Here is a 23,652-nt window from a genome sequence, read left to right on the forward strand (position 1 = left end):
GGAATGCCCGCGGAAGAACGGGGCCGACGCCCTCTACCGGTTGAGCGTGTGGATCGCCTGATCCTGGGCGTTTTCGGCGGCCTCCATCACAGCCTCCGCCAGGGTCGGATGCGTGTGGACGGTGCCACCCAGGTCTTCCAGCGTCGCGCTCATCTCGACAGCCAGCGCGACTTCGGCGACGAGTTCGGAAGCCTCGGGCGCCACCAGCTGCCCCCCGAGGACGATGCCGCTATCCGCGTCGGCGACGATCCGAACGAAGCCGTCGGTCTCGTTCATCGTGAGCGCGCGACCGCTGGCCCGCAGCGGCATCTCGCCGACGGCCGGCTCGAAGCCGGCCTCTTCGGCCTCGTCACTCGTCATTCCGACGGTCGCGATTTCCGGATCGGTGAACACCGCGGCCGGGATCGCCTGATGATCGAGCGCAGCGGGTTCACCCGCAGCCACCTCGGCCGCGACGATCCCCTCGGCGCTCGCCTTGTGTGCGAGCATCGGTTCGCCCGCCACGTCGCCGACGGCAAAGACGTTCTCGACGTCGGTCCGGGCGCGGTCGTCGGTTTCGAGGAATCCGTTCTCGTTCGGTTCGAGCCCGATCTCATCGATTTCGAGCGTGTCGGTGACCGGCTGCCGGCCCACGGCGACGAGCACCGCGTCGCCGGAATATTCCAATTGCTCGCCGTCTTCGGTTTCCGTCGTCACCACCACCCCCTCGGGGACCTGCTCCCAGCCGGTAGCGCCCTCGCCGAAGTGGAAATCGACGCCGAGATTCTCGGCTCGGGAGCGGACGATGCGCTTGATGTCGTCCTCGTATCCGGGCAGGACGTCGTCGAGCATCTCCACGACGGTCACGTCGGTGCCGAGTTTCGCAAGCATCGTCGACAGTTCCATCCCGATGTAGCCAGCCCCGACGACGACGAGCCGATCCGGAACCGACTCCATCTCCAGGAGAGCCGCAGAGGAGAGAACCGGCTCGTCGGCGTAGTCGAACCCCGGGATCTGGATTGGTCGCGAGCCCGTCGCGATCACCGCGTGCTCGAACTCGACGGTCTCCATCCCCTGTCCCTCGCCACCGTGAGCGATACGGACCGTGTGTTCGTCCTCGAACGCCGCGGTTCCCTCCAGCAGCGAGACGCCGTTAGCCTTACACAGCTTCTCGACCCCGCTCGTGAGTTGATCGACCACCTCCGACTTCCAGGCTTGCATCCGGCTCATATCGACCGCCGGATCGGCGTGGATACCCAGTTCCTCGGCAGTGCCTGCCCCGTGTGCGAGGTCCGCGCCGTGGATGAACGCCTTCGAGGGGATGCAGCCGCGGTTGAGGCAGACGCCGCCGTAGGCGTCTTTCTCGACGAGCGTCGTGTCCAAGCCCAGCTGTGCGCCTCTGATGGCGGCCACGTAGCCGCCCGGCCCCGCACCGATCACCAGCAGATCCGTCGACGTCGCGATGTCGCCCATTACCATATGCGTCATCTCTCGCCCCCGGGTCAAAAATTCATCCGTTGCGGCTGCACTGTGAGTCGATTCCGCACCGCCGTTGTGTGTCTCGTTGCCCGATCACTCCAGCAGCAGCCGCGTCGGTTCTGCGAGCAGTTCCTTGACGCGGTTCGAGAACCGCGCGGCGTCGGCGCCGTCGACGAGTCGATGATCGACCGACATCGAGAAGCGCATCGTCTCGCGAGCGACGACCTCGTCATCGACCACCCAGGGCCGCTTTTTGATCGGGCCCATCGCGAAGATGGCGGCCGCGGGATAGTTGATGATCGGCGAGGAGAACTCGCCGCCGATGACGCCGATGTTGGTGATGGTGAAGGTGCCACCCTGCATCTCTCCGGGCTTGATCTGCCGATCCCGGGCCCGGTCGGCGAGGTCTTTGATCTCCCGTGCCAGCCGTTTCAGGCCTTTCTGGTCGGCGTCGTCGACGATCGGCACCATCAGGCCGGCGCCGGTCGCGACGGCGATGCCGATGTTGTACTCGTCGTGGAGCACGATCTCCTCGTTTTTCTCGTCGAGGCTGGCGAGCGAGCTCCGGCGGCAGTTCGTCGTAGAGGTGAGTGAACATCTCCGAAACCGCCCGCTCCTCGAAGTCGTTGGCGGCCGCGAGCGCCTCGTCGAATTCGGTTTCGATCTCGTCGACGATGGCGTCGTGGTCGATGTCGGCCCACAGTCCCTCAGCCTTCAGGAACTCGCGGTAGCGCTCGATCGGATCGTTCTCCTCCCACCGCTGTACCTCCTCGTCGTCTCGGTAGCGGGTCGGGTCGTCGCTGGTCGTGTGGGCGTCGAGCCGGTACGTCACCGATTCGACGAAGACCGGGTCACCCTCCTTGACCCGTTCGCGGGCGCTCTGGACGGCGTCGTAGACCGCGAGGACGTCCTGCCCGTCGACGCGGACGGCGTCGATGCCGTAGGCGAGCGCCTTCTGGACGATCGTGGTCGCGCCGCTCTGTTGCTCGTAGGGCATCGAGATGGCGTACTGGTTGTTCTGACAGAAGAACAGCGCGGGGAGACCGAGCGCGCCCGCGAGGTTGGTGCCCTCGTGTGCTGCGCCGGTACTCGTCGCGCCGTGGCCCAGACACGCGGTCGCGACCGCGTCGGCGTCGTCGAGGGAGATCCCCCACGCGATACCGGCGATCAGCGGGACGTGAGAGCCGATCGAGATCGCGATCTGGGAGTTGTGTTTCGCGAACTCCTGTTGGCCCTCTTCGATCCCGCGCCAAAAGAGGATCATATCCCGCATCGACGCCCCGCGCATAAACATCGGCGTCCACGCGCGGCCGACGTACAGCCAGTCGTCCGGCTGAAGCGTGAACGCGCTCCCGATGATGCTCGCCTCCTGGCCGCGGGTCGTCCCGAACGTCCCGAGTTCGCCCCGCCGCTGGATGTTCACCATCCACCGGGAGAACACCCGGTCGGTCACCATCCACCGATACAGGTCGCGGAACTACTCGTCGGTGAGGTCCGGGACCGCACGTTCGTCGTACGATCCGTCCCGATCGACGATCTGGTGGGTGGGTATCTCCAGATCGGACTGGGAGAGGTACCGCACCTCACTGCCGCCGTCGTCGCCGGTTGCCGGAGGTGCTCGTATGTCTGACTCTCTGTCGCTCATTCGACGGGCCGACGGTTGTATGCGCCCGGTAATAAAATCGCGAGTGGGAAAGACCACCACGGCGTCAGCAGGGAGTCACAGACACGACGATGAAAATTGGCACCACGATTTATTAGCACCCGGGAGGAGGTATCAGGTATGACGATACTGACAGCGGTCGACGGCGAAACGGTGCCGAGTGAGGCGGTCGAGCGCGGCGCTGAACTGGCAGACGCCTACGGTGTCGAGCACATCGTCCTGCACGTGATGCCGCAGGACCTCTTCGAGGACTTCCGTTCTTCGACCGGCGGCTCAGCGAATCCCACGCTCACGACGCCGGCCTCGTACGGTTCCCCGGACGAGCCGCCCTCCTACACCGTCGGCAAAGACGAGAACTACACGATCCAAGACGGCGAACGCCACGCAACCGGCGTCGCACGCGACGTCGTCGAAGAGACGCTCGGAGAGGTGTCCGGAACGACACTCAAGGGCCGCGTCGGCGAACCGGTCCAGGAGATCCTCTCAGAAGCCAAGCGACGAGACGCCCAGTATCTCGTCATCGGCGGTCGGAAACGGTCGCCGACCGGCAAAGCGCTGTTCGGCAGCAAAACCCAGTCGGTCCTCCTCGAGGCGGACCGGCCCGTCGTCACCGTGATGACGGGCGAGTAGCGGGTGAGGGCCCCATCAGGAAATCTTGGGCAGCTCCGATTTCGTCGTTCGCCGTCGATTTTCTGTCGACTCCGGAACGAGAGACTGTAGGGGCCTATTCGCCGCCGATCGATCTTGTTCAAAAATTTATTATATTACTTCGCACCTCACACGTATGGCACGTTCCCCCGCGCCAGAGGTGGTACTATGATCGATCCGAGCGAACACCTCGTCGTCGACTGCGACTACCACTTCGCTGATACCTTCGAGCAGGCCGCGCCGTATATGCGGGGACCCTGGCGGACGAAGTTCCAGAAGAGCAGTTGGGGCGGTACCGGCGTGAAACAGAATCTCAGTGCCTTCTTCCCGGCATCGACGGGTAACCGGATGAACTACGGGAAGATCGACCGGGAGTTCTCCGAATACCCTGACGGCGGCGATTCCCAGGCGGACGTGATCGAGGCGATGGCGGAACTCGATATCGACGTCACCCTCCAGATTTCGCACCTGATCCTGGCGATGGGCGGCATCAGTGCCGACGACCGCCGGGTCGAGTCGTTCGTCGAGGGACATATCGAGTTCCTGCTCGAACATATCCTCGATCCCGACGAGGGGATCTACGGCCTCGCACCGATGCCGTATCACGACATCGACGCCTCGATGCACGTCCTCGATCGGATCGAAGACGAGGAAGCGATCAGAGGGGCGGTACTGATCACGGCCGGCGCGACGCCGCCGCTGGGCAACCGGAAGTACGACCCGATCTACGAGCGACTAGAGAAACTTTGGCTCCCGGTCGTCTTCCACACTGGCGGGTCCGGCCTCGACGACTACGTCCGCGCGGGCTCCGAGGAGATGATCGAGAGCTCCTCCTGGTCGCGCTCGGGATCTTCTGGCCCATCGCGGTCAACGCGCGGAACAGCACCCAGAACGTCGACGAGAACCTCCTGTGGTCGGCGCGGATGATGGAGACCTCGGACCGGAAGCTCCTCTGGAAGGTCATCATTCCGGTCTCGGCGCCGGGGATCCTCACCGGAATCCAGATCGCGCTGCCGATCTCGCTCATCATCACGTTCATCTTCGAGATGGTGGCCGGCGGCGGCCTCGGCTACCTGGAGATTCGGGGCGTCAGAGGGTTCGATTCGCCGCAGGTGTACACCGCCATCTTCGCGATAAGGATCGTCGGCCTCACGCTCGACCGGGCGCTGCGGGTCGTCCGACGTCGCCTGCTTGCGTGGACGTAACATACGGGCGCATTCTTCGATGCCGGGGCTGACGGGCTATTCTGGCGCGACCAGTTCGATCGGATGCGTCGTCGCCTGCGGGAACAGCGATTCGAGCTGTTCGGTGCACGAGGCGCCGCTCGCGATTACCGCTCTCCCGTCGGCTACCGGCCCCTCGAACTGCGCTTCGAGCGTCTCCCCGACGTCGACGCTGAGTTCGTAGTACTCCGATTTGTAGCCGAACGAGCCTGCCATCCCACAGCACTCCACGTCGGAGGTCACCACGTCGTATCCGAGCCGTTCGAGCACCGTTTCGGTGTGGCCGTCGAGGCCGAGCGTCCGCTGCTGGCAGTGGCTGTGGTAAGCGACGCCGCCGCTTTCGTCCCTCGACTTTGGGCCGGACAGCACCGACGGATCACTGCCGTTTTCGAGCAGGCCGTAGACGTATTCCATAATCTCGTAACTGGTCTCGGCCAGTCGCCGCGCACGGTCGGCCGGCAGCAGCCGTTCGTACTCGTTTCTGAAGGCCGCGAGATCCGATGGTTCGATGACCACGACGTCGTACCCGGCCGAGATATACGGGTCGAGGTCCTCGGTGACCTGTGTCGCGTTCGCCCGGGCGGTTTCGATCATCCCCTGCGACAGCGGTGCGCGGCCGCTCTCGTGACACGGCGCGAGTTCCACGTCGACGCCCAGGGCTTCGAGCGTCCGGACCGCTGCCTTCCCGCGGTCGACGAGGACGTGGTTGGTGTAGGCGTCGGGATACAGCACCGCGGAGCGGTCAGCGTGCGCCAGCGACGTCCGGCGTTCGCGGTTCTCGAACCACTCGACCAGGGTCTCCCGCTCGAAGGTCGGGAGGTCGCGCCGGCGGTCGACGCCGAGGAACCGGTCCATCACCGCCCGGACGGGCCCGGCGTCGGCCAGCCAGTTCGAGAGCGGCGCAGTCGCGCTGCCGAGGCGCGCCAGCGTGCCGAAGTTGCCGAACAGGCGCTTCTGGATGCCGACGCCGCCCGGATCCGCGTCGGGTGTGAGCCCCTCGACCAGCGAGTCGAAGGTACTCGGGTCGGCGCCGCGGTTGATCCGGTCGCGGACCACCGTGTTGATCCACGGGATGTCGATCTTCACGGGACACGCGTTGACACACCGCGAGCAGCCGGTACAGAGGTCGTTGAACTCCGCCGCGGCGTCGAGTCCGTGGACGCCGGCCTCCCACCCGGTCGCGATGCCGCCGGTGTAGGTTTCCCCACCGAAGGCGTGGCCGCCGACGTGCTGGAAGTTCGAACACGAGTTCGCACACGCGCCACACCGGATGCAGTAGAGCGTCTCGCGGAGGTCCTCGTCCTCGCGCATCGTCATCCGGCCGTTGTCGAGAAGCACCAGGTGGAACTCGCGGTCGCCGTCGCCGAGCGGTTCGTCCGGCCGGTCGAAGTCGATCGTCGGGGAGTCGACGGGCGGGGAGAGCAAGGAGAGATACGTCGCGAAGTCCTGGCCGCCGGCCGCCCGCGCGATGAGTTCCGCGAAGGGCGGCAGGTCCTCGACGCTCGGAATCAGTTTCTCGACGCCCGCCACCGCGACGTGCGTGTCGGCCGTCACGGCGCACTTCCGGGCGTTGCCCTCGTTCGTCACGATTGCGATGCTGCCGGACTCGGCGAAGACGAAGTTCGCGCCCGTCATCCCGACGTCCGCCTCCCTGATCTGTTCGCCGACGTGGTCGCGGGCGAACTGGGTGAGGTCTTCGGCGGTCTCCAGCGGCTCCTCGAGGTCGAAGTAGCCATTGAACAGCGTTGCGATGTCCTCGGTCGATTTGTGGAAGGCCGGCCCGACCAGATGCGAGGGCGCCTCGTCGGCGACCTGGATGACGAATTCGCCAAGGTCCGTCTCACAGACCTCGACTCCAATAGATTCCAGCGCCTCGTTGACCTCGATCTCTTCGGTCGTCATCGACTTCGACTTCGCGACGACCTCGGCGTCGCGGTCCTCGACGGTCTCCTCGATGTAGCGGTTCGCGTCCGCGGCGTCGTCGGCGACGTACACAGTCCCGCCGTTCGCCTCGACGCTCTCGGTGACCGTCTCGATCAGTTCGGGGATCCGCTCGATCGCGTCCTCTTTGATCGCCCGCGCCTCGCTCCGCAGTTCTTCGATGTCAGTCCGGCGCGCGTTCGCGTCGTACCGACCCTGATTGACGTGCGTCGTGTTCTCGAAGACGGCGTCGCCTTCGGTCGCCAACAACTCCCTGATGTGCTCGGCCTTCGCTTCCCGGTTTGCGTTCCCGCTCCCCGTCATCGGTCCGTGAGGATGATCGCGTGGACGGTCTGTGGCCCGTGCACGCCGTCGACGATCTTGCCCATATCGGCCGTGGCGCTTGCTCCGGTCGCAACGACTGCGGAGTCGCGGCCCGACTGGAACTCCCCGTCGAGCCACGATGCGGTCGCGTCGAAATCGTCGTGCAGGTCGCTCGCCCGAAGGACGCCGACGTGTTTGGGCGGGTAGAGACTGACCGGTTCAGTCCCCGTCTCGTCCGACCGAATCACGAAGCTTCCGTGTTCGATGACGCCGCCGTGGACGCGCGTGACGCCGGTTTCGGCCTCCAGCAGGAGCCGCGGTGTCGGTGGCAACTGGACGTCGGTCCCGCCGAGCGAGACACTGTCCAGACCGAGCGGTGCGCCGACCGCCGGGAGTTCGACGGCCGCAGAAAGCGCTGTCTCGAACTCCCTCGCCGTCGTGCGTGTGTATTCGCCCCCGGCCTCGGAAAGCGACGACGCGAAGTCGTCTACGCTGTCTGTTTTCATTGGCCACAAATGGTGATAGACCGGGCTTATGCTTACCGGTCACGTGCTGGGAGTGTCACGATTTGAGGCCGCGAGTCCCCAACTTCCTCTCGATAGATCCGCTCGTCTGTCGTCCCTGTCACCGGTGCCGCATCACCCTACGCTGTCACCGGTGCCGCATCACCCTACGCTGTCACCGGTGCCGCATCACCCTACGTCCGACGTTCTTCCAATCAGTGTCGCGGACAATGGATGTTACCAGGAAAACCGGGGAGGGGGGTCGGATATGGAACGGCTCGTACATAATTACTTATAATTAGTAAATTTGATGTATACAGATATTATATTAATTTTTGATATTGGTCTAAAACCCGCTTCAACAGCTTTTCCCTACCAGATAATATTATATGCTTTTCTATGTTTTTGATAAATGAAACATATTATACTATTCTTCGCGCGTGAGTGCAACCATATCGATTTTTTATCCGAAGTCGCGTACAGTCGCGTATGTACGACGAGATTCTGCTCGCGACGGGCGGTGAAGTCGCGTCGGATCGTGCGGTCGACCACGCGATCGATCTGGCCGCACACCACGACGCCACCTTGCACGTGCTGTTCGTGGTCGACAGCGACGTGTACGACGCCTACAGTGGCGACGAGTACGTGGACGAAAGCGAGGGACCGGAACACGGTCTCGAAGAAATCGGCGAGGACGCCCTCTCGGAGGTGGCTGCGAAGGCCGAAGCGCGCGGCGTCGATGTCGAGACCCACATCCGACACGGGCGGCCGCCGGAGACCATCGTGAAGTTTGCCGAGGACGCGGGCGCCGACCTCGTCGTGATGGGGACGCGGCGACGCTCCGACGAATACCGGAGTCTCCTCGGGAGCGTGACGGACCGCGTCCTCCGACTCGCGGTGATGCCGGTGACGGTCGTCAAGACGCCGGTCGAACCGTAGGCGCGAACAGCAGAGACTGCGGGATTTTTAGTGGAGCGGGAGCGAGACGTCTCTGTGGTCCCGATGTCACGACTGCCCTCCAGGCGCCGGTTCCTCGGCGCAATCGCTGGCGCGACGCTCGCAGCCTCCGCCGGCTGTCTCGACTCGAACAGTGAAGCCACGAAAAGCGACAGCGACGCTCGGACCCTCACATTGGATCTCACTCGCCGGGGCGACAGTCTCCGCGAGCAGTTCGTGACTGACTTCGCGGCGACGAGGCCCGAGTGGGACGAGGACGCCTTCGAGGCGACGCTCGACGGCGAGGAGTACACCACACAGTACCGGAAACCGTTCCCCGGCAATGCGGACGATCCCGCCTACGCGGAGTATGACGGGACGTACTACCGGCTCAGTTCGGTCGTCATCGACGAGGTCGAAACCACCCGGCCGGTGCTCCGACTGTTCGCCGACGCCGAAGACGAGGGAAGTGCCGCAGACGGCACCGACTCCCCAGGCACGGACGAAGCGAATGGCACGCGGACAGTCCCCACCGAGGAACTCCCCGAAATCGATGCCCGCGCGGTGCACATCGCCCATCTCGCCGCCCGGGCGCGCGGGAACGACGGCGGTGCGCCGTGGGGACTCGTCCAGCGCGGCGGCTACGTCTACCGCAACGAGGAGCGAATGACCGAAAGCGAACTGCTCGGCGACGAGGCACCGTCGCACGTGCGGTATCGCGACCGCCGGTACGGAGTCGACATCGCCCGCGAAGTGTTCTACGAGCCCCGCTATCGGGCTACAGTCGAACCCGTCGCGGAGTCGCCCGAGCGGATGGAGGCGATCCTGCGCGCACACCACGTCCAGGCGCGATTCAGAGCGGACGACCTGTCCTCGGAGGCGCGCGAAATCGTCCGCCGCGCTCGGGGCGACGGGTACGAGGAGACGCATCCGTATTCGGCGGCCTACGAGGAGCTCCTTCGGTTGATGGACCGACGCGCGTATCTCGATGGGAACATCGAGCGCGACGCCGGCGTCGAGCGGACCGGGCGCCGGTTGATCCGATACGACGGGATCTACTACCACTACAGCCTGCGCTTTCACGGAGACTGACGACCGCCGCACGCCGTTGGCCGGGCAGTCCTCCTGGAGGTTCCTCGAGTAGTTCCGAGACGATCAGCTATCGGGAGGCCCGTTCGGAGCCTGCCTCCCGTCCTGCTCGGCTGGATCGGACCCGTTCGGCGGAGCGAAGTCCGCATCGAACGCTTCCGTTCTCAGCGCAGCGGCCGCTGCCTCTATCGTCGCCATCCGCTCGGCGACGTCGGCCGCAAACTCGTCATCCGAAAGGGTTTCCAGGTTCGTCCTGACCGTCGCCAGCGACGCACGGATCGCGGCGTCCGCCAGGTACGCACCGGTCGTCGCATCGGCTGCGACGCCGGGTCGTCCCCGTTCACTGGCGATTGTCGCGCCCTCCAGCACGGTCACGGACGCTTCGGCAATCGCGAGCGGAACTCCGGTCGCCCGTTTCCGGAGGCGCGCGGTCGACCCGTCGGCACCCCCGCCGAAGAGGTCCTCGACGAGTTCCGCGTCGCCGCCCGCGAGCGCCAGAAGCCGGCCTCGTTCCCGTTCGAGGTCGGTTTGCAGTTCGCGGAGCGTCGGCTCTCCGTCCGCTCGGATGTTGGTGTCGGGGCAGTCAGTATCGGCGGTGGCGTCACGATTCGGATCCTCCCGGGCCGCGAGCGTGTGAATACAGACCATTTCACAGAGCGCTGCGCCCATCGCGCCCGCAATCGCCACCGCGGACCCACCCGCTGGCGCGACCTGCTCGGAAGCGATCGCCGCGAGATACTCCTCGATCGTGCGGTCGTCGGATGCCACGGGGTCGGGGATTCGGTTGGCGACGGTAAGTAGGTACGGGCTGGTCGGTAGTATCGGCGGACCAACCCACCCGGCATCGCGGCCTCGAGGTCGGCGCTCCCCGATCAACTGTCCCGGAGACCAACTGTCCCGGAGAAGGACACTCAGTTCGTGGTGACGAGTTCGACGACGTCGCGGTGGCCGAGTTCGTGCTCGGCACCGATCTGCCGGTTCGAGCGGCAGTCGATCCCGTGAAGCAGGCCTTCCCCGATGTCGGAGTGGATGTGATGCGCGAAATCCTCGGTGGTCGCGCCGTCCGGGAGGATGAAGCAGTCGCGGAAGACGCCCTGGGAGTCCGCTCGCCCGTTCGCGCTGCCGGGAAACACCGCGATGGCGTCCAGCACGTCGAACAGTGCCGATTCCAGCACCTGCTGGACGCCCGTGCCGCCAAACTCCGTGATGTACTCGCGGATCTGTTCGAGGCCGGCGGCCTGTTCCGTGGAGGGATCGCCGACGATTTCGAACTCGGCCGCGCCCGGCTTGTAGTCGACCACGCCCGCGTCGTCGGCCTCCTTGAGCGCCTTCTCGGCGTGAGCGCTGGTCGGGACGAAGGTGAGATGGTCGTAATCGGGGTCGGCGGTGATCGACTCGAAGCTCGCCTGCGCGGCCGGTTTGTCCATCTTGTTCGCCGCGATCACGATCGGCTTCGTCCGCTTGCGGATCTCGCGGGCGACCGTCGCTTTCGTCGCCTCCTCCCACTCGTCGGGGTCGATGCCTGCGCCCGTCGACAGCAGCACCTGCTTGATCTCGTCTTTGTTCGTCCTGAACGCCGACATCTGTTCGGCGAGATCCTCCTCGATATTCCCCTCGGCGCCGTTGTAGCCCGTGCGGTGGCGTTCGAGCCCCTTCTCCAGGACGTCGAGATACCACATATCGAGTTCGTTCTCGAGGAAGTCGATGTCCGCGCGCGGGTCGTGGTCCTCGGTCGGTTCGCCCTCCCGATCGGTCTCGCCGGAGAAGTCGACGACGTGCACGAGCACGTCCGCCTCGTTGAGGTCAGTCAGGAACTGATTGCCGAGTCCTTTCCCTTCGTGGGCACCGGGGATCAGCCCCGCGACGTCGACGAGTTTCACCGGGACGAACCGGGTGCCGCCGTCACAGAAGCCGACCGAGGGCGTGCAGGCCTCCTCGAACTCCGGGGCCGCGCAGTCGACCCGCACGTACGCCTCGCCGACCGAGGGATCGATCGTCGTGAACGGGTACGCGCCCTCGGGGATGTCGTTCATCGTCGCCGCGTTGAAAAACGAGGACTTGCCGACGGAGGGTTTGCCGACGAGTCCGATCCGATAACTCATTGCTCGTCCGGAATCGTTCGTCGGCCAAAAGCCGTGTTATTCGCGGTCTCGTCGGGGTGTGCTGGCACAAGCCACACCTGAGCGTCCGGGCAGTAGGGCGGCAACGGGCAGCGACGTGACCAGCGGGTATTTTGCCGATCCGACCCGACGTGCTTGTATGGAGGGAAGCGACAGCGGGGACGACGCCGTCGACGACGACCGGGACGTAGATTCCGACGAAGCCGTCGACGATAGCCCGGACATAAGTTCTGACGGAGCCGTCGACGAGAGCCCCGACACGGCTGCCGACGGCGACACGTTCGGTGTCGGAATCGCGGTCACGGAATCCGAGTTCCAGTTCGTCGTCCACGTGCCATCGGATATCGATGCAGGGTGGACCGACCCGCACGCGTTCCAGCGACTCGTCGAAGAGGCTGTCTGGGATCGACTCGATCGGGAGGCGACGCTCCGCGAAATCGGGAAAACAGCCGACGTCGGCGAGACGGTTACGCTCGGACGCGTGACGCTTCTGCCCGATGGGACCGTCGTCGACACGACCTTCAACGAGGGCGTGGCCGAGTCGTGACGGACGCGCTCGACGCCGTCGTTGACGCCGCTCTCGAACGGGCGCTCCTTTCGGCATCCGACGCCCGCCGGTACTTCGCCCTCGCCGGGGCGCTCGAACGGGCCCGAATCGACGGAGACAGAGCGGGAACAGCCACCGGAACGGTTGCATCCGAGTCGATCGATCACGCAGGAGCGTCGCTCGACGGTTCGGAGGATCGAGTGGGACCGCTCGGGGCGGCCCTGATGAGCACCCTCGCGGTCGAACTGCTCGACGACCCGGAGGGCGCCGAAATCGACGTCGGGGCGTGGTCACCTGGGCAGGACACGCACGCCGAACTCGTCGGAGCCGGCGCCGCCGCAGCGTCTCGACGCTTCGATGTCGACATCCAGGTTCTCGTGGCCCGCTCGGGACTCAGTCGCGACGAACTCGCTCGCCATCGGGCTGCCTTCCCGGATCCACAGGCATAACTGCAGGGCTTTACAGCAGAGTCGACATAGCTACCGCTGGGACGTCGTCGGCCCTGAAAAAGCGTATCGAAACGAATCAGCCCGACGTTCGCTGCCGGCGTTCAGTTCTGGCCGGGTGCGTTTCCGGAGTTACCAGGTGCGTCATCTGAGCCGCCGTTGTTGCCGCTATCGTCGGCGTCGGAGTCGCCCCCGTCGTCATCCTCGTCGTCTTCGTCCGCCTCGTCTTCCTCATCAGCCGCCTCTATCTCGTCCGCATCGCCGTCGTTCTCGTCCGTTTCGTTGCCGTCGTTATCGGACTGACCGGGTGCGTCGTCGGTCTCGTTGCCGTCGTCGTCCGACTGACCGGGCGCGTCACCGGACTGGCCGGGTGCGTCGTCAGTCTCGTTGCCGTCGTCATCTGACTGGCCAGGGGCGTCACCAGACTGGCCGGGTGCGTCGTCGGTCTCGTTGCCGTCGTCGTCCGACTGACCGGATGCATCGCCGGACTGCCCGGGCGCGTCACCGGACTGACCGGGCGCTTCATCCGCGTTGCCGGGGTTGTTCCCCGTCACGAAGTCGGAGACCGCCTGCCCCGGCGGGCCGTCGAATCCGGCCGTCTGGAGCGCACTGACGAACGACGAGACCGCCTGTCCGAACGGCCCGGATTCCTCGACGAACTCGACGGTCAGGTCGGTCGTCGTCTCGGCCGTCTCGTTTTCGGCCGTCGCCGTCACGGTGATCGTGACGTTCTCCTGCGGGAGCGGGAGGGCGACCTCACCGTTCTCGTCGGTCGTGTGCGTTCCCGTTCCGGCGTAGTCGCCGTCGGCTTCGACATCGACCGTCGCATTCTCGACAGCCTCGGAGCCGTACGTGACCGTCACGTAGACGCCGTCGGACTGCTGTTCAGCGGTCACGCCGAGCTCTGCGTACCCGTCGAGTTCAACTGTCGTCTGGGCGCTGAGATCGTCGGCCGTTGCTGTAATCGTCACGTTGCCGTCGTTTTCGGGCTGTTCGAGCGTGACCGTTCCGTTTTCGTCGGTCGTGTAGTTGCCCGCGATGGCGTCGTCACCCTCTACTTCGACGGTTGCGTTCTCGACGGGGTCGTCGTACTGGGTGACCGTCACGAGCGTCGTGTTGTCCTCCTGCTGTTCCGCCGAGACGTCCAGCGACTGCTCGTAGGGCACGAGTTCGACCTGCGTGCTCTCGGTCGTTCCGTTGGCAGTCACGTTCACCTGGACGGTGACCGTCTCGTTGGGGTTCGGCAGCGTGACTGTTCCGTTTTCGTCGGTATCGTAGGAGCCGTTGCCGGCATACGCCGACTCTGAGGAGACGTTCACTGTCGCGTTCTCGACGGCGGTTTCGTTCTCTGTGACCGTGACGAGGGCCTCACCTGTCTCGGGGGACTGTTCGATATCGACTGCGACGTCTGTGGCTGCACTCGCCGCCATCGGGAACGCCGCCATTCCGACGACCGCGAGTACCACGCCGATCGTGAGCGCTCTGCTGCGATTCATTACATCGCTTCCTTCCCCACCTACCCGTATAAAGCGGGAACTCGCTCAGGCCGTCTTCCGCCCATTTAGCCCGATTTAACCCGATTAACTGTTGGTGAGCCTGTCGCCAAGGGCGTGCACAGCGCTCACCACTCGGGAGGACGGCAGATCACCGTTGCCCGCGCTCGCCCGCGCGGTCAACGGCGCTGCCGATCGCTATGTTTGCCCCGGCGGACGGTGCTTGCCCGACTGGGAAGGTCACGAATCCAGTACTGACGACTCACTGATGGCTCTCGCCCTCGTTCGAAATGAAAAACGCCCACGGGACGGTCTGGTACTGCCCCGTGGGCGCTTGAAATTATGAGTATGAGTGGCGAGGCGGCGAGTCAGTGTTCCCAGAGGATCGCTCACTCCAGTACTACCTCACACGCTGGCAGGCTTAACTTCCGTGTTCGGGATGGGTACGGGTGTGACCCTGCCGCTGTGGCCGCCTCAAAACCGACTGACGGACTCGAACCGTCTACACACGCTCGAAAGAGCGCGTGGTGACCATCGTCGGTCAGGACGCTCGCTGCGTACTACAACCGTATGATCGCGTGCAATCCAGTTTCCGCCTGAACTCGCCTGCCCGAGTGACGTCCGGTCACTTCGGCCAGACAGTGCAGTGCTGTGTCTTAGAGACCTTGCTCGTGTTCGTTGCGAGTAAGGTAGTGTCCACGACTTTACCAACACAGTGACACTCGATATGTCCTCTGTGGTATGAGTGTGGCTCGGATTGTTAGTGCTCGCGGGCTTAACACCTCGTTGCCTCGGTGCGTACACCCCGAGTCTATCTAACTCGTCTTCTACGAGTATCCTCGGTGGTACCTCTTTTTGCGGTGGGTTTCGAGCTTAGATGCGTTCAGCTCTTACCCCGTGGTGCGTGGCTGCTCGGCATCTGCCCTCTCGGACAACCGATACACCAGTGGCACCCACTCGTAGTTCCTCTCGTACTATACGAGCGTTCCGCGCAGGTACCTATAACACCCCCAGTAGATAGCAGCCGACCTGTCTCACGACGGTCTAAACCCAGCTCACGACCTCCTTTAATAGGCGAACAACCTCACCCTTGCCTGCTTCTGCACAGGCAGGATGGAGGGAACCGACATCGAGGTAGCAAGCCACCCGGTCGATATGTGCTCTTGCGGGTGACGACTCTGTTATCCCTAAGGTAGCTTTTCTGTCATCAACGGGCCCCATCCTGGAGCCTCGTTGGTTCGCTAAACCACGCTTTCGCGTCAGCGATCCTCGTTGGGAAGATCACTGTCAGGCTTCCGTGTGCTCTTGCGCTCTCCGGCGAGTTTCCGACTCGCCTGAGGAAACCTTTGGGCGCGCTCGATATCTTTTCGAGCGCGTACCGCCCCAGTCAAACTGCCCGGCTACCGGTGTCCTCCTCCCGGAGTGAGGGTCACAGTCACTGACGGGTAGTATTTCACGATTGCCTCGGTGGCCCGCTGGCGCGGGTACCTGTGTAATGGCTCCTACCTATCCTGCACATCAGCGACCATGTCCCAGCGACAGCCTGCAGTAAAGCTCTATAGGGTCTTCGCTTCCCCCTGGGGGTCTCCAGACTCCGCACTGGAACGTACAGTTCACCGGGCCCAGCGTTGGGACAGTGACGCTCTCGTTGATCCATTCATGCAAGCCGCTACTGAAGCGGCAAGGTACTACGCTACCTTAAGAGGGTCATAGTTACCCCCGCCGTTGACGGGTCCTTCGTCCTCTTGTACGAGGTGTTCAGATACCCGCACTGGGCAGGATTCAGTGACCGTACGAGTCCTTGCGGATTTGCGGTCACCTATGTTGTTACTAGACAGTCGGAGCGTCCGAGTCACTGCGACCTGCTCGATCAAAAGCAGGCATCCCTTCTTCCGAAGGTACGGGACTAACTTGCCGAATTCCCTAACGCCGGTTGCTCCCGACAGGCCGTGGCTTTCTCCGCCTGAGCACCTGTGTCGGATCTCGGTACGGTCGCCGTACGTCTTTTCACGGGCTCTCGGTACCAGCGACTTGCGCTCTCTCGCGTTTCGATCGCTTCGTGCCATTACGGCGTCCACGATCTTCCGCGATTGGACGAGGCGAAAGCCTCGCTCGCTGTTTCCAAAAGCGTCGACAGAATGTACGGCGGCACTGGAATATTAACCAGTTTCCCTGTTTGTCCTAGTCGAGTTACGGTAGGACTTAGGACCGGCTAACCCTCGGCTGAGTGGCAGTGCCGAGGAACCCTTGCTCGTTTGGCCGTCGGGGTTCGCACCCGACTCTCGCTGCTACTGTGACCAGGATTTTCGTTACTAATCGGTCCACACGAACTCTCGGCCGTGCTTCCGCCCGATCAGTACGCCTAGCCTACTAGGTCGTCCGATGAAGGACGCTGCCAGGTCTCGGTGGTGGATTTGAGCCCCGATCATTTTGGGCGCCTCGAACCTCGGCCGGTAAGCTGTTACGCTTTTCTTAGAGGGTAGCTGCTTCTAAGCTCACCTCCCGGCTGTTTAGGGCTCGAGACCACCTTCGATCGCACTTAATCCACACTTGGGGACCTTAACCCGGCTCTGGGTTGTCTCCCTCACGGATCACAGGCTTACCCCGCAATCCGGATTCCCAGCGTCTCCGGCGTCTGCAAGTTCGGAGTTTGACAGGACGGCCGACTCCTCTCGGAGGCGGGGCGTCCAATCGGTCGCTCTACCTCGCAGACTACCTCGGCTGAGGTCATGCTTCGACATGTTTCGGCTGGAACCAGCTGTTGCCGAGTTCGATGGGCCTTTCACCCCTACGCACGGGTCACGGGAGGGTATTGTAGGACACCATCCCTGCAGGCCTCCACGCAGCTTTCGCCACGCTTCACCTTGCCCGCGCGTAGATCACTCGGTTTCGGGTCGCACCCACGTGGCTCCCCGCGCTTGAGCACGGTGGCCCTGGTCTCCGAAGAATCGGAGACTGCGGCCGTATCGGTTTCCCTGTGCCTGCCCGGATGATCCGGTTAGACTCGCCATGTGAGTGCACTCCCTGGGTCGTTTTTCAAAACGCACGACGCGACATCGGCTTCCCGAGAGTCCTACTGGTGGATCGCTCCACGGTCGTTTATCTCGGGACCTTGTATGCCCCGTCGTTCTATCGCTGACTGAGTTCAGGCCCTATTGCACCGCCCTGTTCGGGGTGCTTTTCAGCGTTCGCTCACGCTACTTGTTCGCTATCGGTCTCGAGGAGTGTTTAGTCTTCGCAGGGGATGCCTGCGGGATTCACGAGGGATATCCAACCCTCGCTACTCTGGAGGTAGCCCAAGATCGACGCGACCGGATACGGGGCTGTCACCCTGTGTCGCACTCCGTTCCAGGAGATTTCTCCGGCGTTGTCGATCTCTTATGGCTAGTCCGTCACACCACATTTCCTTGCGGATTCGGTTTGGACTGTGTCGCGTTCACTCGCGGTTACTAACGATATCGCGGTTGCTTTCTGTTCCTGCACCTACTGAGATGTTTCAATTCGGTGCGTTCCCCATTGCGCGAGGCAATTGCGGTGGGGATTCCCATTCGGAGATCCTGAGTTCTTTGCCTCCGTGCGGCTCCCTCAGGCTTTTCGCAGCTTGGCACGTCCGTCGTCGGCTCTCGAGCCGAGCCATTCACCAGCCAGCACAGTAGCCAGTTTGAGTGTCGTTTACTGTGTTGCTGTTGTCGTTAATCGTCATCGTTGTCACGTACTGTGGCAACGGTGATCTGTAGACGTCCACACTGCGTCTGGGCGAGTGACTGACGTCACGTCGGCCAGACGAGTTCAGTGGGCGTCTGGATTGCACGCGTACATACGGTTGTCATGGAACGTCCGGTGGCGTCCGGAGCGTTCGTCGAACCCTTCCTATCCGCGCTTTCACGGGATAGTGCATCAGTTCGTGTCCACTCCAGTCGAGTTGGTTGCCCTACTTAAGGGGCACGTTCTGCGTCGAGTGGAGTGGGCGATGGACCCGCTGGGATTTGAACCCAGGGCGTCCTCCTTGCAAAGGAGGTGCTCTACCGCTGAGCTACGGGCCCTGTTAGCCTTGGTGGTTCTAAAGTGCCTGTCTGGCGACAGTGGCGTGCCGACGAACGGTCACGATGGAAGTGATGAGTGTGAAAGGTGGGTCAGGCCGTCGGCCTGATCCCGGTCAGTAGGAGGTGATCCAGCCGCAGATTCCCCTACGGCTACCTTGTTACGACTTAAGCCCCCTTGCGAAGCCCAGATTCGACTGTCTTGCGACAGCCTCATCCGGACCTCACTCGGGTGCTTTGACGGGCGGTGTGTGCAAGGAGCAGGGACGTATTCACCGCACTCTTGTGAAATGCGATTACTACCGAATCCAGCTTCGTGAGGGCGAGTTTCAGCCCTCAGTCCGAACTACGACCGGGTTTCGGAGATTAGCGCCCGCTTTCGCGGTTGCAACCCATTGTCCCGGCCATTGTAGCCCGCGTGTAGCCCAGCTCATTCGGGGCATACTGACCTACCGTTGCCCGTTCCTTCCTCCAGTTTGGCACTGGCAGTCCTCCTAATGTACCCAGCCAGTCGAAACTGCTGCTGGCAATTAGGAGTGCGGGTCTCGCTCGTTGCCTGACTTAACAGGACGCCTCACGGTACGAGCTGACGGCGGCCATGCACCTCCTCTCTACAGCTCGTGATGAGGTCATCAACCTGACCGTCATTACTGTAGTCGGAGCTGGTGAGATGTCCGGCGTTGAGTCCAATTAAACCGCAGGCTCCTCCGGTTGTAGTGCTCCCCCGCCAATTCCTTTAAGTTTCATCCTTGCAGACGTACTTCCCAGGCGGCTCGCTTCTCGGCTTCCCTACGGCACAGCACAGGCGCGTAGCCTGTGCCACACCTAGCGAGCATCGTTTACGGCTAGGACTACCCGGGTATCTAATCCGGTTCGAGACCCTAGCTTTCGTCCCTCACTGTCGGATCCGTCTTCTCGAGGTGCTTTCGCCATCGGTGGTCCGTCCGGGATTACGGGATTTCACTCCTACCCCGGACGTACCCCTCGAGCCTTCCGGTCCCAAGCCTCGGAGTTTCCGCCGGACGCCCACACGTTGGGCGTGTGGATTTCCCGACGGACTTGCGAGGCCAGCTACGGACGCTTTAGGCCCAATAAGATCGGCCATCACTTGAGCTGCCGGTATTACCGCGGCGGCTGGCACCGGTCTTGCCCAGCTCTTGTTTGTGTACCACCCTACGGTACACGAAAGCGAGGACGATATGCCCTCGCACTCGGAGTCCCCTTATCGCACTTGCGTGCAGTGTAAAGGTTTCGCGCCTGCTGCGCCCCGTAGGGCCCGGTATCTTGTCTCAGATACCGTCTCCGGGCTCTTGCTCTCACAACCCGTACCGATTATGGGCACGGTGGGCCGTTACCCCACCGTCTACCTAATCGGCCGCAGCCACATCCTACAGCGCTGACGCGTTTGGAACTCTCTGTCGTTCAAACCTGAGAGCCGTATGCGGGATTAGCCTCAGTTTCCCGAGGTTGTCCCGCTCTGTAGGGTAGTTTGGCCACGTGTTACTGAGCTATCCGCCACGAGGTTACCCTCGTGCGACTAGCATGGCTAAATCGGACTCCGATAGCAATGGCCTCCGGCAGGATCAACCGGAATGTTTCTTCCCCGCGAGGGGAAGAGGGTGTGGCGGGATTCCTTCCCAGAGGGAAGGGAATCACCATCAAATCACTTCATTGCGTGGTCCGTTCGTTGGTCGTTCAGTGTCACCAGACAGGTGTCACCGAACCACCAAGGCTAACATCAGATCCCATCTGTACGGCGGACCGCAGGGGTGGAATCCTCATCTCGTGTCCGGATTGATCGAAACGGTGTACGGGTATAAACCCGTTGAATCCGTCCCGCCCACGGCGACGCCGCGGGGGATCCGGACGGCGAGTGCGTGCGGAGTTGAACCGCACCCAATCGCGTCGTGTTCTTCGCATTACCGTCTGATGCCCGGGTTGTACTTAACCCCGTTGGTTCCGAACGAATTTCGAAAAATTGTGTAGAATATGTGTGTTCGTCTAATAACACGAACGGTCGTCGAAAGCGAGTGACCGTTTGCCCACCGGGGGCCAAACCGGCCTGTCGACGAAAAAGTTTGTCGGGAGAAGATCGTCTACGAGGGAGATACGGGAGGATGCGGGAGATCGTTTACAATGGAGATGCGGGAGGATGCGGGGGATCGTCTACGATGGAGATGCGGGAGATCGTCTCCGTTGAAAATGATTCTCCGTGTGCGCCTGGGCGTGAATCCGCGACCGAGCCAACTCTTTATAACGGGGGCCTTTATAAGGGAGGGGGAAGATATTCCGACAGAGTATGAGTGCGCCGGCAGATTCAATCGAGATACAGAACGTTGTCGCATCGACTGGGATCGGACAGGAGCTTGACCTCGAAGCGCTCGCAGAGGACCTGCCCGGTGCGGACTTCAACCCCGATAACTTCCCAGGGCTCGTCTATCGGACGCAGGAGCCGAAGGCTGCAGCACTGATCTTCCGCTCGGGGAAGATCGTCTGTACGGGAGCAAAGAGCATCGACGACGTCCACGAGGCGCTCGGGATCATCTTCGAGAAGCTCCGTGGGCTGGAAATTCCGGTCGACGAGGACCCCGAGATCACCGTCCAGAACATCGTCTCCAGTGCGGATCTCGGCCACAACCTCAACCTGAACGCGCTGGCGATCGGGCTGGGACTCGAAGACGTCGAGTACGAACCCGAGCAGTTCCCGGGCCTCGTCTACCGGATGGACGAACCCGAAGTCGTCATCCTCCTTTTCGGCTCGGGCAAGATCGTCATCACCGGGGGCAAGCGGACCGACGACGCGAAGACGGCCGTCGAAGAGATCGTAAAGCGGATCGACGATCTGGGTCTGCTCGGCTAATACGGGTCGTATCGGCTCGCGTCGGTAGTCGGACCGCGCGATGACCCAGATAACGGTAACGGCATAACGGACGCCCAGACGTGGCGGGCGTGAGGGCGTGACCGTTGTACGGCACCGTGCGTACCGGTACCGGAATGCGATAGCGTGCGTGACGGCGCGGAAGCTATAACGCGCGTAACGGTACGCCCGCTTGACGTCCTGTGTGCACACGCAAACGATCGCACGAGAAGACAAAAATGGAGACGAAGACGATCGGATGCCAATGAGACCTGAAAAGGAAACGTCGACAGAAACGACCGACGAACCAGCCACCGGAGCGGCCACGGCGGCGGCACACACCCGCGACCACATCTCGTTTCTCGTCGGATCGGCGGTACGCGTCGACATCTTCCGGACGTTGCGGGAGGGAACCTATCGGCCGAGTGAACTCGCCGCCGAGTGTGGCTGCGCCCGCGAGACTGCACAGCGAACGGTCGGCGCGTTCGTCGAGCGCGGCTGGGCGGAGAAGGTCTCGACGGCCGAAGGTTACCGGCTCACCCCCGCGGGTGAACTGCTCGCGAAGGGGTACGAGGAGTTCGAGGCGCGAGCGGAGGCGACGATCCGGTGCCGGAAACTGCTTCGGAACCTCCGCGGCGTCGACGTCGTCTCGGCGCTGGAATACGAGACGCTCACGAGTCTCACGCACGCCGAATCGACCGCCGAAAGCCCCCACGCGCCGCTGAATCGGTTTCTCTCGGTCGTCGACGGCAGGCCCATCGATGAGTTCTACGGGATAACGCCGATCGTGAGCCAGATCTTCAACAGAGCGGCGGACCGGGCCATCGGCCCCGAGAGTCACGTCGAACTCGTCGTCGACGAGAACGTCCTGCAAGCGTCGATGGAGGAGTATCGACAGGATTTCGAGCGAGCAGCCGAACTGCCGGGATTCGAGCTGTACGTCGCCGCGGAACCGCTTGAGTTCGGATTGATGGCTGTCGACGACCACGCGTACCTGGGTGCGTACGACGAAGACGGGAACTTGGTCGCAAGCGTCGACGGCACCGACGACGCGTTCGTCACCTGGGCGGACCGGACGTTCTCACGGATTCGCGAGCGGGCGAGTCGACAGGAGTTGTAATGCCTTGTTTTGCCGCTAGCTGACTGTAGTTTCAGACGCTCTCACAGGAAAATACCGTCAAGCTAACCGGGAATTGGACGCCGTCTGGCGATATGGGATCGCTCAGACGGCTCGCTCGGATGTGTCGAGATCTTGCCAAACAGCACGTAGATGACCCTGACGTACCCGCCGCGCCGAACGGCGCGGACGGGTACGCCAAGTGGACACAGATTGCGTTGATTTTGTTCCGCGTTGAGTTGGAGAAGAGTCTTCGTGAGACTGAAGACTACCTCAACGAGATGCCCGGTATCCTCGCCGTATTTGATCTCAACGAGGCACCACACTACAGTTCGTTCTGCCGGTGGGAAGACGAGTATCGGATGCGTGAACTCCGCCGCCTGCTCCGCGCTTCGGCGGAGCAGGCGGGCTGGAGTGGTGAAGCCGCAATCGATGCAAGTGGCTTCCAGCGTGATCAGACCAGCTATCACTACCGTGACCGTGCGAACTACTCGTTCCAGTCGATGAAGACAACCATCTTGATCGACGTGAACTCGCTAGCGATCAAAGACGTTCATTTCACGACACAGAAGGCGTGGGACGGCCACATCGGGATGCAGGTCTTCCGCCGGAACGCGGAAGACCTGCGTGTATTGTCTGCTGACGCGAACTACTCGTGGGGCGAACTCCGTGAGGAGTGTCGCTCGAACTCAACGCGACCACTGATCAAGCACAGGGAACAAACACCGTTGCAGAAGGCCCACAACGCCCGAATGACCGAGGATTACAACCAACGCTGGATGAGTGAGACGGGCTTCTCGCAGTTGAAAGAAGACGACGGCGAGAAGCTCCGCTCCCGGAGCTGGCACGGCCAGTTCCGGGAGCTGACTCGGAAGTGCATCGTCCATAACCTAACGCAGGCGGCGAGTTAGGGCTCGCCGCCTGCTCCCCTTCTCCGGACGTATCCGGGAGAGGCATCGCCGTCGTCACCGAAACAACGAAGCAAGATACCATAGTTTTGACCCTTCGGCAACCGCTGTCAGTAACAGCCGCTGTATCTTCTGACTGTAAGAACGCACCTCTGACAGCGTGAGACTACAAACAATCGACCCTACCCCGTCGCTGTCTTGCGTTCAACAAGGCAAGTTGTAAACTACCCCGCCCTACTCGCTCGCCGTTCGGCTCGCTTGTTGAGGGCGGGGCTTTCCCCGTGGTTACGGTTTCCATCCGCCCCCGTGTACGGACGTGGCGCGGTTCACGGCGGCAGGACGAGCACGCGGAGGGGATTC

The 23,652-nt window shown here is 62.8% G+C and carries 17 protein-coding genes, 1 tRNA gene, 3 rRNA genes and 2 pseudogenes; 10 read left to right on the forward strand and 13 right to left on the reverse strand.

Going from position 1 to position 23,652, the window contains the following annotated elements:
- Positions 1-33: 33 nt before the first annotated feature.
- The 4 genes and pseudogenes from lpdA to RJT37_RS13230 form a co-directional block, all read right to left on the reverse strand.
- Positions 34-1,458, reverse strand: coding sequence for a dihydrolipoyl dehydrogenase (gene lpdA, locus RJT37_RS13215; RefSeq protein WP_313685156.1), 1,425 nt, complete (start codon positions 1,456-1,458; stop codon positions 34-36).
- A 93-nt stretch (positions 1,459-1,551) separates the two neighbouring features.
- Positions 1,552-2,013 (reverse strand): annotated as a pseudogene (locus tag RJT37_RS13220) (2-oxo acid dehydrogenase subunit E2); the annotation flags it as partial.
- Between the two features lie 121 nt (positions 2,014-2,134).
- A pseudogene (locus RJT37_RS13225) lies at positions 2,135-2,914 on the reverse strand (thiamine pyrophosphate-dependent enzyme); the annotation flags it as partial.
- 21 nt (positions 2,915-2,935) lie between these two features.
- Complete coding sequence (locus RJT37_RS13230; RefSeq protein WP_313685158.1) at positions 2,936-3,103, reverse strand: hypothetical protein; 168 nt, start codon at positions 3,101-3,103, stop codon at positions 2,936-2,938.
- Positions 3,104-3,241: 138 nt separating this feature from the next.
- Between RJT37_RS13230 and RJT37_RS13235 the strand changes: the two genes are divergently transcribed.
- From RJT37_RS13235 to RJT37_RS13245, 3 genes are all read left to right on the forward strand, one after another.
- A complete protein-coding gene (locus RJT37_RS13235) occupies positions 3,242-3,751 on the forward strand; it encodes a universal stress protein (RefSeq protein ID WP_313685160.1) in 510 nt (169 codons plus the stop codon).
- Positions 3,752-3,937: 186 nt separating this feature from the next.
- On the forward strand, positions 3,938-4,696 hold the full coding sequence (locus RJT37_RS13240) for an amidohydrolase family protein (RefSeq protein WP_313685162.1): 759 nt from the start codon (positions 3,938-3,940) through the stop codon (positions 4,694-4,696).
- A complete protein-coding gene (locus RJT37_RS13245) occupies positions 4,630-4,974 on the forward strand; it encodes an ABC transporter permease (protein WP_313689968.1) in 345 nt (114 codons plus the stop codon). Before RJT37_RS13240 ends, RJT37_RS13245 begins: the two co-directional genes overlap by 67 nt.
- A gap of 36 nt (positions 4,975-5,010) precedes the next feature.
- Here RJT37_RS13245 and RJT37_RS13250 read toward each other — a convergent pair whose 3' ends face one another.
- Together RJT37_RS13250 and RJT37_RS13255 are read right to left on the reverse strand one after the other, a co-directional pair.
- Positions 5,011-7,236 carry an LUD domain-containing protein gene (locus RJT37_RS13250; protein ID WP_313685164.1) on the reverse strand — a complete coding sequence of 742 codons (2,226 nt, stop codon included), beginning with the start codon at positions 7,234-7,236 and terminating at the stop codon, positions 5,011-5,013.
- Positions 7,233-7,742: an LUD domain-containing protein gene (locus RJT37_RS13255; protein WP_313685166.1), complete on the reverse strand. Its 510-nt coding sequence runs from the start codon at positions 7,740-7,742 to the stop codon at positions 7,233-7,235. The genes RJT37_RS13250 and RJT37_RS13255 overlap by 4 nt, the downstream gene beginning before the upstream one ends.
- Before the next feature lie 486 nt (positions 7,743-8,228).
- On the opposite strand from RJT37_RS13255, the gene RJT37_RS13260 reads away from it, so the two are divergent.
- Both RJT37_RS13260 and RJT37_RS13265 read left to right on the forward strand, forming a co-directional pair.
- Complete coding sequence (locus RJT37_RS13260) at positions 8,229-8,678, forward strand: universal stress protein (RefSeq protein ID WP_313685168.1); 450 nt, start codon at positions 8,229-8,231, stop codon at positions 8,676-8,678.
- 63 nt (positions 8,679-8,741) lie between these two features.
- Entirely contained in the window at positions 8,742-9,767 is a 1,026-nt protein-coding gene (locus tag RJT37_RS13265; RefSeq protein WP_313685170.1) for a hypothetical protein, read from the forward strand.
- Positions 9,768-9,830: 63 nt separating this feature from the next.
- Here RJT37_RS13265 and RJT37_RS13270 read toward each other — a convergent pair whose 3' ends face one another.
- Entirely contained in the window at positions 9,831-10,532 is a 702-nt protein-coding gene (locus RJT37_RS13270; RefSeq protein WP_313685172.1) for a cyclodeaminase/cyclohydrolase family protein, read from the reverse strand.
- A gap of 143 nt (positions 10,533-10,675) precedes the next feature.
- Complete coding sequence (locus tag RJT37_RS13275; protein WP_313685174.1) at positions 10,676-11,866, reverse strand: redox-regulated ATPase YchF; 1,191 nt, start codon at positions 11,864-11,866, stop codon at positions 10,676-10,678.
- Between the two features lie 241 nt (positions 11,867-12,107).
- Here RJT37_RS13275 and RJT37_RS13280 point away from each other — a divergent pair, with 241 nt between their 5' ends.
- Together RJT37_RS13280 and RJT37_RS13285 are read left to right on the forward strand one after the other, a co-directional pair.
- A complete protein-coding gene (locus tag RJT37_RS13280; protein ID WP_313689971.1) occupies positions 12,108-12,431 on the forward strand; it encodes a DUF8124 family protein in 324 nt (107 codons plus the stop codon).
- Positions 12,428-12,880 (forward strand): hypothetical protein, encoded by a 453-nt coding sequence (locus RJT37_RS13285; RefSeq protein ID WP_313685176.1) that lies wholly within the window; start codon positions 12,428-12,430, stop codon positions 12,878-12,880. Before RJT37_RS13280 ends, RJT37_RS13285 begins: the two co-directional genes overlap by 4 nt.
- 101 nt (positions 12,881-12,981) lie before the next feature.
- Here the strand turns inward: RJT37_RS13285 and RJT37_RS13290 are convergent, their stop codons facing one another.
- From RJT37_RS13290 to RJT37_RS13310, 5 genes are all read right to left on the reverse strand, one after another.
- On the reverse strand, positions 12,982-14,373 hold the full coding sequence (locus RJT37_RS13290; RefSeq protein ID WP_313685178.1) for a hypothetical protein: 1,392 nt from the start codon (positions 14,371-14,373) through the stop codon (positions 12,982-12,984).
- A 352-nt stretch (positions 14,374-14,725) separates the two neighbouring features.
- Positions 14,726-14,847 (reverse strand): 5S ribosomal RNA (gene rrf / locus RJT37_RS13295).
- 265 nt (positions 14,848-15,112) lie between these two features.
- A 23S ribosomal RNA gene (locus RJT37_RS13300) occupies positions 15,113-18,035 on the reverse strand.
- 306 nt (positions 18,036-18,341) lie between these two features.
- Positions 18,342-18,413: transfer RNA gene (locus RJT37_RS13305), tRNA-Ala, on the reverse strand.
- Between the two features lie 118 nt (positions 18,414-18,531).
- Positions 18,532-20,004, reverse strand: a 16S ribosomal RNA gene (locus RJT37_RS13310).
- Together the 16S, 23S and 5S rRNA genes with 1 tRNA gene alongside form the textbook arrangement of a ribosomal RNA operon.
- A 705-nt stretch (positions 20,005-20,709) precedes the next feature.
- Between RJT37_RS13310 and RJT37_RS13315 the strand changes: the two genes are divergently transcribed.
- The 3 genes from RJT37_RS13315 (at position 20,710) to RJT37_RS13325 (ending at position 23,295) form a co-directional block, all read left to right on the forward strand.
- Positions 20,710-21,270 carry a TATA-box-binding protein gene (locus RJT37_RS13315; RefSeq protein WP_313685180.1) on the forward strand — a complete coding sequence of 187 codons (561 nt, stop codon included), beginning with the start codon at positions 20,710-20,712 and terminating at the stop codon, positions 21,268-21,270.
- 262 nt (positions 21,271-21,532) lie between these two features.
- Positions 21,533-22,387 carry a helix-turn-helix transcriptional regulator gene (locus tag RJT37_RS13320; protein WP_313685182.1) on the forward strand — a complete coding sequence of 285 codons (855 nt, stop codon included), beginning with the start codon at positions 21,533-21,535 and terminating at the stop codon, positions 22,385-22,387.
- Between the two features lie 92 nt (positions 22,388-22,479).
- The gene (locus tag RJT37_RS13325) at positions 22,480-23,295 is read left to right on the forward strand and encodes an IS5 family transposase (protein WP_313684617.1); all 816 of its coding nucleotides are present in this window, start codon (positions 22,480-22,482) and stop codon (positions 23,293-23,295) included.
- Positions 23,296-23,652: the final 357 nt, after the last annotated feature.

This window comes from Halobellus marinus, assembly GCF_032113415.1.
Taxonomy (GTDB): domain Archaea; phylum Halobacteriota; class Halobacteria; order Halobacteriales; family Haloferacaceae; genus Haloquadratum; species Haloquadratum marinus.

What these genes read in the sequence shown, in the direction of transcription:
- RJT37_RS13315 (WP_313685180.1), top strand. Translation starts at nt 20,710, where the DNA reads ATGAGTGCGCCGGCAGATTCAATCGAGATACAGAACGTTGTCGCATCG.
- RJT37_RS13255 (WP_313685166.1), bottom strand. Translation starts at nt 7,742, where the DNA reads ATGAAAACAGACAGCGTAGACGACTTCGCGTCGTCGCTTTCCGAGGCC.
- RJT37_RS13265 (WP_313685170.1), top strand. Translation starts at nt 8,742, where the DNA reads ATGTCACGACTGCCCTCCAGGCGCCGGTTCCTCGGCGCAATCGCTGGC.
- RJT37_RS13230 (WP_313685158.1), bottom strand. Translation starts at nt 3,103, where the DNA reads ATGAGCGACAGAGAGTCAGACATACGAGCACCTCCGGCAACCGGCGAC.
- RJT37_RS13250 (WP_313685164.1), bottom strand. Translation starts at nt 7,236, where the DNA reads ATGACGGGGAGCGGGAACGCAAACCGGGAAGCGAAGGCCGAGCACATC.
- RJT37_RS13325 (WP_313684617.1), top strand. Translation starts at nt 22,480, where the DNA reads ATGGGATCGCTCAGACGGCTCGCTCGGATGTGTCGAGATCTTGCCAAA.
- RJT37_RS13240 (WP_313685162.1), top strand. Translation starts at nt 3,938, where the DNA reads ATGATCGATCCGAGCGAACACCTCGTCGTCGACTGCGACTACCACTTC.
- RJT37_RS13235 (WP_313685160.1), top strand. Translation starts at nt 3,242, where the DNA reads ATGACGATACTGACAGCGGTCGACGGCGAAACGGTGCCGAGTGAGGCG.
- RJT37_RS13275 (WP_313685174.1), bottom strand. Translation starts at nt 11,866, where the DNA reads ATGAGTTATCGGATCGGACTCGTCGGCAAACCCTCCGTCGGCAAGTCC.
- RJT37_RS13260 (WP_313685168.1), top strand. Translation starts at nt 8,229, where the DNA reads ATGTACGACGAGATTCTGCTCGCGACGGGCGGTGAAGTCGCGTCGGAT.
- RJT37_RS13320 (WP_313685182.1), top strand. Translation starts at nt 21,533, where the DNA reads ATGAGACCTGAAAAGGAAACGTCGACAGAAACGACCGACGAACCAGCC.
- lpdA (WP_313685156.1), bottom strand. Translation starts at nt 1,458, where the DNA reads ATGGTAATGGGCGACATCGCGACGTCGACGGATCTGCTGGTGATCGGT.
- RJT37_RS13290 (WP_313685178.1), bottom strand. Translation starts at nt 14,373, where the DNA reads ATGAATCGCAGCAGAGCGCTCACGATCGGCGTGGTACTCGCGGTCGTC.